Consider the following 15357-nt stretch of genomic DNA (forward strand, 5'->3'; position numbering starts at 1 on the left):
GTGTTACGATAGTACATAATGATCTCAGGGAGGTACGCTCCATGAACGAAACACGCTTTCGTTGGCGGAACCGTCAGCTGCGTGAACATGCAGCCGTCATTGATGGAAAAACGGCGCCGACGAAGTTAATCAAAAATACAACTTACTTGAATGTTTACTTAAAGAAATGGATGCATGGCCATATTTGGTTGTATAATGATCGCATCATTTATACCGGCCAAAAGCTTCCTTCCCATACAGAAGGTACGGAAATCATTGATGGCACAGACAGTTATATTGTGCCTGGCTATGTTGAACCGCATGCCCACCCATTTCAGTTATATAATCCCCAGAGCTTTGCAGAATATGCGGCAGAGACAGGGACCACGACGCTCGTCAACGATAACTTGATGTGGCTTTTTTTAACAGAAAAAGAGAAAGCGTTTTCTTTATTGGAAGAGTTCATGGATTTACCTGCAACCATGTACTGGTGGGCGCGCTTTGACCCGCAGTCCGTGCTTCGAGATGAAGACCGTTTTGCCTTTGATTCGCAAATCCCTGAATGGATCGCTCACGATGCGGTCATCCAGGGTGGAGAGCTGACGGCATGGCCGGATGTCCTTCATCATGGGGACGAGCAGATTTTACACTTTATGCAGGAAACCAAACGTTCAAGGAAGCCTTTGGAAGCCCACCTGCCTGGCGCTTCTGAACAGACGCTTGTGAAAATGCGCCTGCTCGGAATGGATTCAGAGCATGAATCGATGAGTGCTGACGATGTTCTGAAACGATTGGAAATCGGTTATCAGACAGGGTTACGCTACTCGTCCATCCGCCCGGATCTTCCGGAAATTTTACAAGGGCTTCTGGAACAAGGGCATACTCACTTCGACCATATGATGTACACGACCGATGGATCCACGCCTGGATTTTATCGTGAAGGACTGATCAATCCATGTATCCAAATTGCATTGGATGCCGGCGTGCCGGAAATTGATGCGTACATGATGGCGACGTATCAGGCGGCCCGTCATTTCGGAATTGAAAATCGTGTAGGAAGCTTGAACGCCGGGCGCGTCGCTCACCTGAACTTTTTATCAGACCCGAAAGACCCGATGCCTCACTCCGTCATTGCAAAAGGTGAATGGACGAAACGTGATGGTGAGGTTTTGAAAAAAGAGACACCAATCCAGTGGGAAAAAAATGGCGTGAAGCCGCTCGATCTCGATTGGGAAGTGACCGATGCAGATATGCAGTTTTCCATGCCGATCGGTCTTGAGATGGTGAACGATGTCATCATGAAACCTTATGCCATCGATACGGACATTTCCACCGACCGATTGAGCGATGAAAATAAAGAATCCTACCTCATGCTGATGGACCGTGAAGGCGAATGGATGGTCAATACACTGCTGAAAGGTTTTACGCAGACATTAGGTGGCCTTGTCAGCTCGTACAGCAATACTGGGGATATCATATTGACAGGAAAGTCACGTAAAGATATGAAAAAGGCCTTTCAGCGCATGAAGGAAATCGGTGGGGGGATTGTGCTCGTCAATGAAGGAGAAATCCTTTTTGAACTGCCATTGTCTCTTGGCGGGGTGATGGCCGATCTGCCGATGAGAGAGCTCATGGAGGAAGAAGCGAAATTGAAAGAATGCCTGCTGAAGCATGGCTTTACGTTCAATGATCCCGTTTACACGCTTCTCTTTTTGTCATCCATGCATCTGCCATTCATTCGCATCACACCGCTTGGCATCATGGATGTGAAAAAGAAAGAGGTACTCTTTCCTTCGATAATGCGTTAAAATAAGAGAGGGAATACAGATAAGGAAGTGCTGTCATTGAGAAAGCTTACATTCTTCAGCTTGCTTGCCGTCCTTTTTCTCAGCGCTTGTAATGAGGAAGCAGGGGCTGCACAACCTGAAGAAACGAAAGAGAAAGAAACAGCGGTCGAAGAACAAATAGAGACAGAAGAGAACGTGACCGTTGATGAAAAGGAAGAAACCGAACAAGCCCACACAGAAACATTTCCACTGACGGGGGAAGCGACGGCTGAAAAAGCAGACCACCGTGCCTTGTCCGTCATGGTGAACAACCATCCGAAAGCAAGACCTCAATCAGGCTTGAGTCAGGCTGACATCGTCTATGAAGTTTTGGCAGAGGGGCAGATCACACGCTTCCTTGCTTTGTTCCATAGTGACATTCCTGATACAATAGGTCCGGTAAGAAGTGCACGTCCATACTATTTCGAAATCGCTGATGGCTTTGATGCGCTTTATACGTATCACGGTGCGTCGGCGGCAATCAATCAGAAAGTAGCCAATAGCGGTGTCGATTATCTGGATGGAGCGATGTATGATAACAACGGCTGGTTATTCGAACGGTCCTCGGATCGTGCAGCTCCTCATAACTCTTATCTTTTGACAGAGGGAGTCGAGCAGGCGGTTGCGAACAAAGGCTATGATGAATCAGGAGAACCTGAAGCACTACCGTTTGCTGAAGAAGGTTCGTTTGAAGGAACACCCGTGGATGGCGTCCAGATTACTTATGGCAGTCGGACGAATGTAAGTTTTACTTATGATGCTGCGAAAGAGCAGTTTTTACGTTCCAGTGATGGAGAGCCGACCACCGACCGTTTGAATGAAGAACGGGTGGCTGTAGAAAATGTCTGGATCATAGAAGCAGACCACCGGATTATTGATAACGCCGGTCGTCGCGCGATTGATCTCACTTCAGGCGGGTACGGGTATCTTTTACAAAAAGGACAAATGAAAGAAGTAGAGTGGAAGAACGTCGATGGACGATTGCTTCCCTATAAAGACGGCAGCCCACTGGCATTTACACCAGGGAAGACTTGGGTGAACATCATTCCAGGAAACGCTGCAGTAGAATCGTAGTAAGGAGGGAAAAGGCATGCAGATCGATAAATTGAGAGGAAAAACGCTCGATCAACTGTTCGAAGCGGTTTTATCTTTGCAAAGTGTAGAAGAATGCTATGAATTCTTTGATGATCTCGCAACGATGAATGAAGTGCAGTCACTCGCTCAGCGATTGGAAGTAGCGCGCATGCTGCGTGAAGGCTTCACTTATCATAAAATTGAAACCGAAACAGGTGCATCCACGGCGACGATCTCCCGTGTGAAACGCTGCTTGAATTATGGCAATGACGCTTATACACAAGCGCTTGACCGTGTGCAAGCGAAACAAACCGAATAGTTTATGAGAGGCTGCCTTTATTGATAGGCAGTCTTTTTTTGTTGGCGCTGGTGAAACACTTCATGATTCTAAGAAAAAACGGACAGGCATAGGCTAGTACTATGGAAGGGGAGCTGTCCGATGAAAACGATGTTGAAAAAAGGCGCCATGATCATTCTCGGCAGTATGATACTTTCACTCGGCATCAACTTTTTCCTGATTCCGGATCATGTTTTAGATGGAGGCATCATCGGGATCGGGATGATCGCCAATTACATATGGGGGCTTGAGGTGGGGCTGACGATTATCTGCTTCAGCATTCCGATCTTTACGCTCGCCTGGTTCTATTACCGTACGTATTTCTACAACAGTCTGCACGGGCTGTTAATTTCTTCTTTTTCCATTGACGTTCTCCAAGGGTTGCGCGCCCATCATTTGCCGCTCGATCCAGCGCTCAGTTCCATCATTGGAGGAGCGCTCGTTGGCGGAGGAATCGGGTTGATGCTCCGCGTGCATACAAGTACGGGGGGCACCGACCTGCTCGCCCAAATGATCGCCGATTGGTGCAAAGTCAATGTCGGCTTCGTCATCCTCGCGATAGACGCCGTTGTCATCGGTGCCAGTGGCTATCTGTTTTCGCTCGAGACACTCATGCTCTCCGCCATCACCATCCTAAGCGTCGGACTCGTCACCATGACCTTCACATCCACCCGCCTCCTACCTGAGCAACCTTCGTGACCTGGTAATATATGTATGACATCGTCTTTGATGATTTAGTTTGGTAATAATTGTATGACCTGGTCTCCAATAATTTTCCAGAAGCACTACACAGGCCCGACTCTCTTTTTGGGAAGAGAGATCGGGCTTTTGTGTGTTTACAATTTATGGTGTACCAGGTCATACATATATTACCAAATCAAACTCCCGCAACCCCTCTCACAAAGGTCATAGAATTGTTTGGTTGTGCCCCTCAACCCGGGGATGAAAATTTGCTATAATGGGTAGATGGATAACTGTTGTTTTGGAGGACGGAAATGTACAATATAAGCGAGTGGGATCATGTGTTCAAGCTTGATCCGAATAAGACGATTACAGACGCAGAATTGAAGAAGATATGTACATCAGGAACAGATGCGATTATTGTCGGCGGTACAGACGGCATTACGTTCGAGAACGTCATGGATTTGCAGGAACGCATTGAGGCGTACGATATCAGTTTCGTGCTTGAAGTGTCGGATATTGAAGCGATAACGCTTGGGTTTGATGCTTATTTCATCCCTCTTGTCCTGAATAGTGGCGATAAGAAGTGGATGATCGATGTGCAGCACCAGGCGATCAAAGAATATGCAGATGTGATCGAATGGGAGGACATGCTGCCCGAAGGGTATTGTGTACTCAACCCTGAAGCGAAGGTGTTCAAACGGACCGATTGCTCGCTTCCGGATTATGAAGATGTCCTAGCCTATGCCCGGATGGCTGAACACATCTTCCGTCTGCCCGTTTTCTACATGGAATACAGCGGAACGTACGGGAACCCCGGCTTGGTCAAAGACGTGGCTCGTGAATTAAAAAATACATCTCTCGTCTACGGCGGAGGCATTACTTCGGAAGAACAGGCGTCAGAAATGGCCGCTTATGCAGATGTCATCGTTGTCGGCGATGTGATTTATGATAACCTAGAGGTTGCTCTTAAAACGGTCGAAGCCGTTAAATCAATGAAGATGAAGGATGGTGGACCCTCATGACACAGGCATTGAACGCATTGATTCAAGGCTTGAATACAGAACAACGAGAAGCGGTGACCCACACAGAAGGCCCGCTGCTCATCATGGCAGGTGCCGGGAGTGGTAAAACACGAGTACTGACTCACCGCATCGCCTATCTACTTAGTGAAAAAGATGTTGCGCCACGGAATATATTAGCGATTACGTTTACCAATAAAGCGGCACGCGAAATGAAAGAGCGTGTCGAATCTCTTGTCGGCAAAGACGGAGAAAAAATCTGGATGTCCACGTTCCACTCGATGTGTGTACGGATTCTGAGACGTGACATCGACCGGATCGGTTATGACCGCAACTTTTCCATCTTGGATTCGAGCGATCAGCTTTCTGTCATTAAACAAGTGCTGAAAGAAATCAATCTCGACCCGAAAAAATGGGACCCACGTGCGATGCTCGGTGCGATCAGTAATTCGAAGAACGAACTGATGACCGCGGAGGATTATGAAAGAAAAGCGAACAACATGCATGAAGAACAGATCGCTCAAATTTATAAAGGCTATCAAAAGAAGCTCCGCAAAAATCAGTCACTCGATTTCGACGACTTGATCATGCAGACTCTGAGACTATTCGACGAAGTGCCCGAAGTGCTTGAATCCTATCAGCGCCGCTTCCAGTACATTCATGTCGATGAGTATCAGGATACGAACCATGCCCAATATCAACTCGTTAAACATTTGGCGAGCCGATACCAGAACCTTTGCGTCGTCGGAGATTCCGACCAGTCGATTTATGCGTGGCGCGGAGCGGATATTCAAAACATCCTGAACTTTGAAAGTGATTACCCGAAAGCACGGACGATTCTACTTGAGCAGAACTACCGCTCCACAGAATTGATCTTGGATGCTGCCAATAATGTCATTGATAAGAACAGTGGCCGTAAGCCGAAGCGTCTTTGGACGGACAATAAAGGTGGAGAGAAGATCCATTACAAGCAGGCAGGAACCGAACGTGAGGAAGGTCTTTTTGTCACAGATAAAATTGAAGACCTCGTCCGCCAAGGAAAGTTCCGCTATCAGGATGTTGCGATCTTGTACCGTACGAACGCCCAATCCCGTACGATTGAGGAAACGTTCGTCAAAGCAGGCATCCCGTACCAGATGATAGGAGGCACGAAGTTCTATGATCGTAAAGAGATCAAGGACCTGCTTGCCTATCTCCGTCTTATTGCCAACCCGAACGACGATCTCAGCTTCCAGCGTGTCGTCAATGAACCGAAGCGTGGTGTCGGAAAAACGAGTATGGATAAAATGCTTGCCTACGCGGCAGATCACGACATTTCCCTATACGAAGCTGCAGCCGAAGTTGACTTTGTCGGCGTCAGCGCCAAAGCAGCGAAAGCGATCATGAGTTTTCGTAAGATGATCCAAAACTGGGCGGAGCAGCAGGAATTCCTTTCTGCGACCGATATGGTCCAGGAAGTCATAGACAAAACTGGCTATGAAGAGATGCTCATGAACGAGAAAAGCATCGAAGCGCAAAGCCGTCTAGAGAACATCGAAGAATTTAAATCCGTTACAAAGAATTTCGAAGAGTATGCAGAAGATAAGACACTCGTCGCTTTCTTGACGGATCTCGCTTTGATTGCGGATATTGATTCTATGAATGAAGACCCTAGTAGTGACGATACGGTTACGTTGATGACACTGCACTCAGCGAAGGGACTGGAATTCCCGGTCGTCTTCCTGATCGGTATGGAAGAGAACGTCTTCCCACACAGCCGTGCGCTTATGGATGAAGAGGAAATGGAAGAAGAACGCCGTCTCGCCTATGTCGGAATCACTCGTGCGGAAAAAGAGCTGTTCATTTCTCATGCAAAAATGCGTACGCTCTACGGCCGGACGAACATGAATCCAATCAGCCGTTTCATTCATGAAATTCCGCAAGAGCTGATCGAAGGAAAAGAAGAGAAAGAAGAACTGCCATTTTTCAATAAAAAACGTGAAAGCACGCCTTTCGGTACGAAGCCTCAAGCAGCTCCGAAAAAACGTGCCGCGAAGAAGCCTGAGAAAAAAGCTTCGTCAGGTGGAGAGAAGATCGGCTGGCAGCCTGGGGACAAAGCGCAGCACAAAAAGTGGGGCGAAGGCACGGTCGTCAAAGTGCAGGGTGAAGGAGATGCGATGGAACTCGATATCGCCTTCCCAGCACCAACAGGCATTAAGCGCCTGCTTGCCCGTTTTGCTCCGATTACGAAAGCGTAAGGAAGTGGATGGATATGAACGCAACGGAAGCTAAGCAAAAGATCGAAACACTCAGACAGAATCTCGAGCAGTATAGCTATGAATACCACACGCTCGATGCTCCAAGTGTTTCGGACTATGAATATGATAAAAAGATGCAGGAACTGATCAAGCTTGAAGAAGAATATCCGGATTTGCAGACGCCGGATTCGCCTTCCCAGCGGGTCGGCGGAAAACCTCTCGATGCTTTTGTAAAAGTACAGCACGACATCCCGATGCTCAGCCTTGGAAATGCTTTTAACGATGAAGAACTGCGTGACTTCGACCGTCGCGTGAAAAATGGCACTGATGCAGAGGTCAATTACGTGTGCGAACTGAAAATCGATGGCCTTGCGGTTTCTCTAAAATTTGAAGATGGCATTTTCGTGCGGGGAGCGACCCGTGGAGATGGAACGACAGGGGAAGACATTACGAAAAACCTGCGTACCATCCGCAATATCCCGCTTCGTTTGAAAGAGCCGATGACCGTCGAAGTTCGCGGCGAAGCCTATATGCCGAAGAAATCTTTCATGGCATTGAATGAAGCAAAGGAATCAAACGGGGAAGAACCTTTTGCCAATCCTCGTAACGCAGCTGCGGGTTCTTTAAGACAGCTCGACCCAAAAATCGCTGCCAAGCGAAATCTCGATATTTTCTTATACGGCATCGGCGTCTGGGAGAACGACCCGACCGAAGCCCACAGTGAACGCCTGGAGAAAATGAAAGAGCTTGGATTGAAAACAAATCCGGAGTGGAAAAAGTGTAACGATATCGAAGAGGTTATCGACTATGTCAATAGCTGGGTTGAACACCGCGCTGATCTTGATTACGAGATTGACGGCATCGTCATCAAAGTGGACAGCCTTGATCAACAGGAAGACCTCGGTTTTACAGCGAAGAGTCCGCGTTGGGCGACGGCCTATAAGTTCCCAGCCGAAGAAGCGATCACGAAGCTGAAAGACATCGAACTCAGTGTTGGCCGAACAGGAGCCGTGACACCGACAGCCATTCTTGATCCTGTCAAGGTCGCGGGAACCACGGTCCAGCGAGCATCCTTGCACAATGAAGATTTGATTATTGAAAAAGACATCCGCATCGGAGATACGGTCGTCATCAAAAAAGCGGGAGACATCATCCCGGAAGTCGTCCGTGTCGTTGAAGACCAGCGGACAGGAGAGGAAGAGCCGTACCGCATGCCGGAAGAATGCCCGGAATGTGGCAGCCAGCTCGTCCGTCTCGATGAAGAAGTCGCCCTACGCTGTGTGAACCCGAACTGCCCGGCCCAATTGCGGGAAGGCTTAATCCACTTCGTTTCAAGGAACGCGATGGATATCGAAGGTCTTGGAGAAAAAGTGATTGCGCAACTGTTTCAGGAAAACTTGATCCATACAATTGCGGACTTGTATAAGCTCGATCGTGAAGAGCTGCTGCAGCTTGACCGTATGGGCGAAAAATCGGTTGAGAACCTTTTGAACGCGATTGAATCTTCAAAAGAAAATTCCCTTGAGCGACTGCTGTTCGGACTAGGCGTGCGTTATGTCGGTTCGAAAGCGGCAAGTACGCTTGCCCAGCACTTTGAACATATGGACGATCTCATCGAAGCAGATGCCGCTGCTCTTGAGGCCATTCCTGAGATCGGCAGCAAAATGGCCGAATCGATTGCCAGCTATTTTGATGAAGACCAGGTCATACAATTATTGGAAGAATTGAAGCAGCTCGGTCTCAACATGGAGTATAAGGGCGCTAAGAAGAGCGATCAGCCGATCGATTCTCCTTTCAATGATAAGACTGTGGTCCTTACAGGGAAAATGGAAGAATACAGCCGTTCGGAAATGAAGAAAATGATCGAGGAACTTGGCGGTAAAGTGACAGGAAGTGTCAGTAAGAAAACCGACCTTCTCATCGCTGGCGAAGACGCCGGTTCCAAGTACACGAAAGCATCAGATTTGGGGATTGAAATTTGGGATGAAGAGCAGTTCAAAAACGCTCTATCCTGATTGATCAAACGTTTTATGGTTATACAAGAGGAGCCGGAGCGTGATTGAACAAAGACGCTCCGGCTGGTCTCATTAAGGGAGTGGAAAGCATGAGGAAGATGCACGCACTGTTGCTTAGTTCATTGCTCGTCGTAAGCGCGTGTACGCCCGTTTTTGACAACAGAGAAGAAGTCATACAGGAAACGAAAGATGAAAAAAATAATCAATCCGCCATCATCCCGAACTACAATATGTCGGAAAAGGATTATCGGATGATCCTGACAGAAAGCAGTCCGAAGGTTTCAACCGCACGAGCCGTGACGACGAACCAGATGGGGAACCGGATGGACATCGATGAATTCGAAAGTGGCCTCCGCCGTCATTCCAAAGAATACTTCGATCCGGACAAGTATTTTTTCCAGCCAGGTCAATACTTCGAAGGGGATACGCTGCTCCAGTGGTTAGGCCGGGAGAGTTCAGGAAATGAAGATGGCTTAAATCCGGAGCTTAACGAAGATGAAGCGAGCGAAGAAGAGTTTCGAGAAAGTCCACGCTATATATCGAATATCATCGAGCAGAATTACTTAGTTAGACAAGATGAAAATAAGGTAGAGCTAAGCGGAGTGACCATCGGAATTTCATTGAGAACCGTCTACAACTTCACGACTGAGGGCCAAAGCCTCTCTGTAGACCATTCAACTGAGGAGCTTCTTCAAAAAGGGAAAGAATATGCCGGGGAAATTTTGAAGCGGATTCGGGAGAGAGAAGAGCTTAACAATGTTCCGGTTGTTTTTGCCCTATATGAAGAAGAGGAAGCGAGCTCGAAAGTTCCAGGCAAGTTTTTAAGTAAAACGTATGTCAAAGGGTCCGACCTTACCATTAATGGTTGGGATAACATTGATGAAAAGCACGTCCTGTTTCCTTCCAATGAAGGAGAAGAGGATCACTTCGATGACTCACAGATCTTTACGGACTTCAGAAAAGAAGTATCCGACTACTTCCCGAACTTTGTAGGTATGATCGCCAATGGATTTTACGTGAATAACGAACTTCGCGAAGTGTCGATTGAAATTCCGATCCAGTTCCAATCTGAATCGGAAGTTGTCGGTTTTACACAATATGTGTACAGTCTTGTAAACGAAATGTTTGCAGATCATTATAATGTCCAAGTGAATATCCACAGCATGGATGAACCGGAAAGTCTGATCGTCAAAAAAGCCGGCGAGCAGGAACCTTTCGTTCATGTTTACGAATGACACAAAGACCACATGGCCCACTCCATGTGGTCTTTGTTATTAAAGAAAATGGCAGGATTGTTTAAGAGTGGATTTCGAGACTTTAGTTGAGAGGATAGGGGCTGCGGGGAATAACTCGCTTTCCGCGGGAGCGCGGTGAGCCTCCTCGGACTGCGTCCTGTGGGGTCTCACCCTGCACTTTTTCCCCGCAGGAGTCTCGCCATTCCCCTTCGCCCCTTTGCCGTGGGAAATTCTCGAAACCACTTCTAAAAAATCAGCTTGTATGATCGATGAAAGTGGATCATATAAACCTCTCCACAGAACGTAAAAGCTTGATACAGAGCGCTTTATACTTCTAACAGTTGGATAGTGGCAGGGAATCCAACTTGCTACAGTGGTTCGTTTCTCCCCTATATCGAATGGGTTGGTTGGGAAGCGCGAGACTCCAGTGGGAGAAGGAGATAGGCGAGATCCCGCAGGACGCAGTCCGAGGAAGCTCGGCGCTCCTCCACAGGAAAGTGTTCAAATGCGGAATCACCCTGGTAGACACGACTGGCATAAGCAGAACAGCAAAGGGATGTGTTTTTTCATTCCTTTGCTGTTCTGCTTATGACGCGAGTGTCTGGGCGATGGAGCTAGACGAGTAGCTTCCCAGGCACCCCTGACTCCCATTATGGCAAACGAATCCCGAAAACATATCGAAACTGAGTCTTCCACAATCGGAAACGTTCTTATAAGAGAAGTGGTTAGTGTAATGATTAAATTTCGACAAAAGTAGAAATATATCGAGCAAATCCGATTATATTAGAAAATTTTTGGCCACAGTTGTGCACAGTCGGATATTTCCGATGAAATCAGTCTCAATCGATTGAACTAGATTCACCGTTACGATAGAATAGTTATGGAAACGCTTAATGTGGTAATTTTCAAACTATTACATAGCGTCACCCATTTTACTTTTCAAGGAGGCGGTTTTTTTATGGTAGTCCCTTACAAACACGAACCATTTACTGATTTCACAGTGGAAGAAAATCGGAAAGCTCTGCAGGCGGCAATCAAGCAGGTAGAAGCGGACCTTGGAAAAGAGTACCCTCTGATCATCGGCGGGGAGCGGATCATGACGGATGACAAGATCGAGGTCGTCAATCCGGCCAACAAGAAGGAAGTCATCGGCTATGTGTCGAAGGCGAATCAGGACTTGGCTGAGAAAGCTCACCAGGTGGCAGACGAGACGTTTGACTGGTGGAGAAAGACGAAAGCGAAGTTCCGTGCAGATATCCTCTTCCGCGCTGCGGCAATCGTTCGTCGTCGTAAGCATGAGTTCACGGCACACCTCGTGAAAGAAGGCGGGAAACCATGGAAAGAGGCAGATGCGGATACAGCAGAAGCGATCGACTTCATGGAGTATTATGGGCGACAAATGCTTGAAATTGATAAAGGCGTGGAAATCAATTCCCGTCCGATAGAAAATAACCGGTTTCATTACATTCCGCTTGGGGTAGGGGTTGTCATTTCCCCATGGAACTTCCTTTTTGCCATCATGTGCGGAACGACGGTTGCCGCTATGGTATCCGGCAATACGGTTCTTCTGAAGCCGGCGAGTGCAACTCCGATCATCGCTTACAAAATGATGGAAGTGTTAGAAGAAGCAGGACTGCCGAAAGGGGTCATCAACTATATCCCGGGAAGCGGAAAAGAAGTCGGCGACTATCTTGTCGATCACCCTCGGACGCGTTTTATCAGCTTTACAGGCTCTCGTGAAGTCGGTACCCGTTTGTTCGAACGTGCCGCAAAAGTCCACGATGGTCAAAAGTGGTTGAAGCGTACCATTATTGAAATGGGTGGGAAAGATACGATCGTCGTCGACAGTGATTCTGACCTGGAGCTTGCTGCTGATGCGATTACGTACTCGGCCTTCGGTTTCTCTGGACAAAAATGCTCCGCCTGTTCCCGTGTCATTGCTCATGAAGATGTGTATGATGAGCTGCTGGATCGAGTCGTTCAGAAGACGAAGGAACAAGTGAACTATGGCGATCCAACCGATAACAGCAACTATATGGGGCCGGTCATCGATCAGGGCGCTTATGACAAGATCATGAGTTATATCGAAATCGGTAAGGAAGAAGGAAGACTGATGACAGGCGGAAAAGGAGACGACAGTAAAGGCTGGTTCGTCGCACCGACTGTTTTTGCTGACCTTGACCCGGAAGCCCGCCTTATGCAGGAGGAGATCTTCGGTCCAGTTGTAGGTTTCACGAAGGCGAAATCATTCGATGAAGCGATCGAATTCGCTAACAATACCGAATATGGCTTGACTGGGGCAGTCATTTCCAACAATCGCGAGCATATCGAAAAAGCACGCGAAGATTTCCATGTCGGTAACCTGTACTTCAACCGTGGATGTACAGCAGCCATTGTAGGCTATCATCCGTTCGGTGGATTCAATATGTCCGGAACCGATTCGAAGGCCGGTGGACCTGATTATCTTATTCATCATATGCAAGGCAAAACAACATCTGAAATGTTGTAATAGAACGACCAAAAAATCCCTCATCCACATGTATGTGGAAAGGGATTTTTTTATGAAAAATGGAACATACTAACGCTGTCGGGAAAAGGGAACATTTCCCCATTTTTTTATGGGCTCTAAAATTTTTAAAAATAAATTTTGTGAATGAATATCATAAAAATGTCACATATGTGTATTTTTATACTAAATTAACGAATAAAAATGCAATTACGACCCATTAACACAATTTTTGCAATGTTCTTACAAAAGTTATATGATATAGTTGTACCTGTGTTTGGTTTTTTTAAGTCAATACGACTTAAGAACCATGCGTCGGTACGATTTGCATAGGATTGTATAAACCAACATTTGGGAGGTGGAAATGTGTTTGAACTCGCTACTGCAACATCAGCAACCATCGCTGGAGCAACATGGTTCTGGTTATTTGTACCAATGCCAATTTTAATTATTCTATCTATCATTACACTATTCACTGAGAGGAGCGAATAACAAAACATGAGTACTGCTACGTTAATAACGTTTATTGTCTATTTAATCGGTATGCTGGGAATCGGTTTTGCTGCATATCGTCTTACAAGTGATTTATCTGACTACGTCTTAGGTGGTCGTCGTTTAGGTCCAGGAGTTGCCGCACTATCTGCCGGTGCATCCGACATGAGTGGTTGGTTGCTACTAGGTTTGCCTGGCGCGATTTATGCTGGAGGATTGTCCGCAGCTTGGATCGGTGTCGGTCTCGCTATTGGTGCATACTTAAACTGGCAGTTCGTCGCACGCCGACTTCGTGTCTTCACGGAGATTGCAAATGACTCGATTACTGTTCCAGACTATCTTGAGAACCGCTTCCGTGATCACTCCCACGTGTTACGTGTCATTTCTGCAGCTGTCATTCTTTTATTCTTCACCTTCTATACATCTTCCGGTATGGTTGCCGGTGCGAAGCTGTTTGAAGCTTCCTTTGCATTGAGTTATACACAAGCTCTATGGTTAGGTGCAATTGTTACTATTTCTTACACTTTCTTAGGTGGTTTCCTAGCCGTAAGTTGGACAGACTTTGTTCAAGGTATCTTGATGTTCTTTGCTTTGATCGCTGTACCAATTGTTGCGATTACTGAACTTGGTGGTTGGAATGCTGCAACAGACGCAGTAGCCCAAATTGATCCATCTCACTTGAACATGGTTCAAGGTGTCGGTGCCCTTGCGATTCTATCTTCCCTTGCTTGGGGACTTGGTTACTTCGGTCAGCCGCACATCCTTGTACGTTTTATGGCCCTACGTTCTCCTAAGGACGTTCCGAAAGCACGCTTGATCGGTATCGGCTGGATGGTTCTAGGTCTATACGGTGCGATCTTCACAGGTCTATTCGGACTTGCGTACATCAACACTGCGGATGTAGCGGATCTTTCTACATTTAACGCAGAAGTGATGACAGAAGGCGGCATCCAGATGCTTGTCGACTCAGAGAAGATTTTCATCACGTTCTCCCAAATTCTGTTCCACCCAGTCATTGCAGGTATCTTACTAGCAGCGATCCTTTCTGCCATCATGAGTACCATTGATTCTCAGTTGCTTGTATCTTCTTCTGCACTAGCAGAGGACTTCTACAAAGCACTGTTCCGCCAGAACGCTAGTGAAAAAGAATTGGTATGGGTTGGTCGTGCTGCCGTAGCCGGTATCGCCTTGATCGCCGTGCTTCTTGCAGGTAACCCGGACAGTACCGTTCTTGGTCTTGTATCTTACGCTTGGGCAGGTTTCGGTGCCGCATTCGGTCCCGTTATCATCTTGTCCCTATTCTGGAAAGGTATCACGCGTAATGGTGCGCTAGCCGGAATCATCGTCGGTGCGGTTACCGTTGTTGTATGGGCAGACTTCTTGAGTGGCGGAATCTTCGACCTTTATGAAATCGTACCTGGTTTCATCCTTGGTGGACTTGTTGCTATTCTTGTCAGCCTTGCTGGTCAACCACCGAAAGATATTGCTGAAGAATTTGATAAAGTTACGAAATTGTAAAAAGTTCTTCACTACAAAATTCCCGGTCTTATGGCCGGGAATTTTTTCTTTTAATAAGGGGATAAAAGGCAATGGTGGAAATATGGTTATAGTCGTTTATAGGGTCAGTGTTGTGGAGCTAGGCTCGCTTTCCTGCCGGGTTTCGCCTAGCTCCTTCTTAATCAATCTATTTTAGATGACTTTTTCTAAATCGTTATGTGGCTAATCAGCGTTTTATTGAATCCGAAGAATTACACTTCAGCAAACGCTACATTCACAGTTCTTCCAGTCAGGAAGCTATCCAATCATACAGCGAGTTTCGGGAATCCCTCTTTCCCAACCCACCAAATCCACTTACTAAAGTCTAGAAACTAACCCTTCCAAATAAGGGAGCTTTCACGGTAAGACAGCGTCCTTTTGATGTGTTAAGATAAGAAAGGTGTATCCGTACGTTGA

Annotated in this window: 10 protein-coding genes; all 10 read left to right on the forward strand. The window is 46.9% G+C overall.

The window, feature by feature from the left end; translation table 11 throughout:
* Positions 1–41: 41 nt before the first annotated feature.
* The 10 genes from ACJA3J_RS03495 (at position 42) to putP (ending at position 14922) form a co-directional block, all read left to right on the forward strand.
* Positions 42–1787: an adenine deaminase C-terminal domain-containing protein gene (locus tag ACJA3J_RS03495; protein ID WP_406945536.1), complete on the forward strand. Its 1746-nt coding sequence runs from the start codon at positions 42–44 to the stop codon at positions 1785–1787.
* Between the two features lie 27 nt (positions 1788–1814).
* On the forward strand, positions 1815–2879 hold the full coding sequence (locus ACJA3J_RS03500) for a DUF3048 domain-containing protein (protein ID WP_406945537.1): 1065 nt from the start codon (positions 1815–1817) through the stop codon (positions 2877–2879).
* Positions 2880–2895: 16 nt separating this feature from the next.
* Positions 2896–3198, forward strand: coding sequence for a YerC/YecD family TrpR-related protein (locus ACJA3J_RS03505; RefSeq protein ID WP_089651501.1), 303 nt, complete (start codon positions 2896–2898; stop codon positions 3196–3198).
* A gap of 129 nt (positions 3199–3327) precedes the next feature.
* Positions 3328–3915 (forward strand): YitT family protein, encoded by a 588-nt coding sequence (locus ACJA3J_RS03510; RefSeq protein ID WP_406946264.1) that lies wholly within the window; start codon positions 3328–3330, stop codon positions 3913–3915.
* A 296-nt stretch (positions 3916–4211) separates the two neighbouring features.
* On the forward strand, positions 4212–4922 hold the full coding sequence (locus ACJA3J_RS03515; protein ID WP_089651500.1) for a heptaprenylglyceryl phosphate synthase: 711 nt from the start codon (positions 4212–4214) through the stop codon (positions 4920–4922).
* Entirely contained in the window at positions 4919–7156 is a 2238-nt protein-coding gene (gene pcrA, locus ACJA3J_RS03520) for a DNA helicase PcrA (RefSeq protein ID WP_089651499.1), read from the forward strand. The genes ACJA3J_RS03515 and pcrA overlap by 4 nt, the downstream gene beginning before the upstream one ends.
* A 14-nt stretch (positions 7157–7170) precedes the next feature.
* On the forward strand, positions 7171–9171 hold the full coding sequence (gene ligA, locus ACJA3J_RS03525; protein ID WP_406945538.1) for an NAD-dependent DNA ligase LigA: 2001 nt from the start codon (positions 7171–7173) through the stop codon (positions 9169–9171).
* Between the two features lie 89 nt (positions 9172–9260).
* A complete protein-coding gene (locus ACJA3J_RS03530; RefSeq protein WP_406945539.1) occupies positions 9261–10406 on the forward strand; it encodes a CamS family sex pheromone protein in 1146 nt (381 codons plus the stop codon).
* 958 nt (positions 10407–11364) lie between these two features.
* Entirely contained in the window at positions 11365–12915 is a 1551-nt protein-coding gene (gene pruA / locus ACJA3J_RS03535) for an L-glutamate gamma-semialdehyde dehydrogenase (protein ID WP_406945540.1), read from the forward strand.
* Between the two features lie 495 nt (positions 12916–13410).
* Positions 13411–14922: a sodium/proline symporter PutP gene (gene putP, locus ACJA3J_RS03540; protein ID WP_406945541.1), complete on the forward strand. Its 1512-nt coding sequence runs from the start codon at positions 13411–13413 to the stop codon at positions 14920–14922.
* Positions 14923–15357: the final 435 nt, after the last annotated feature.

Source organism: Halobacillus sp. SY10 (assembly GCF_045401165.1).
Lineage (GTDB): Bacteria > Bacillota > Bacilli > Bacillales > Halobacillaceae > Halobacillus > Halobacillus aidingensis.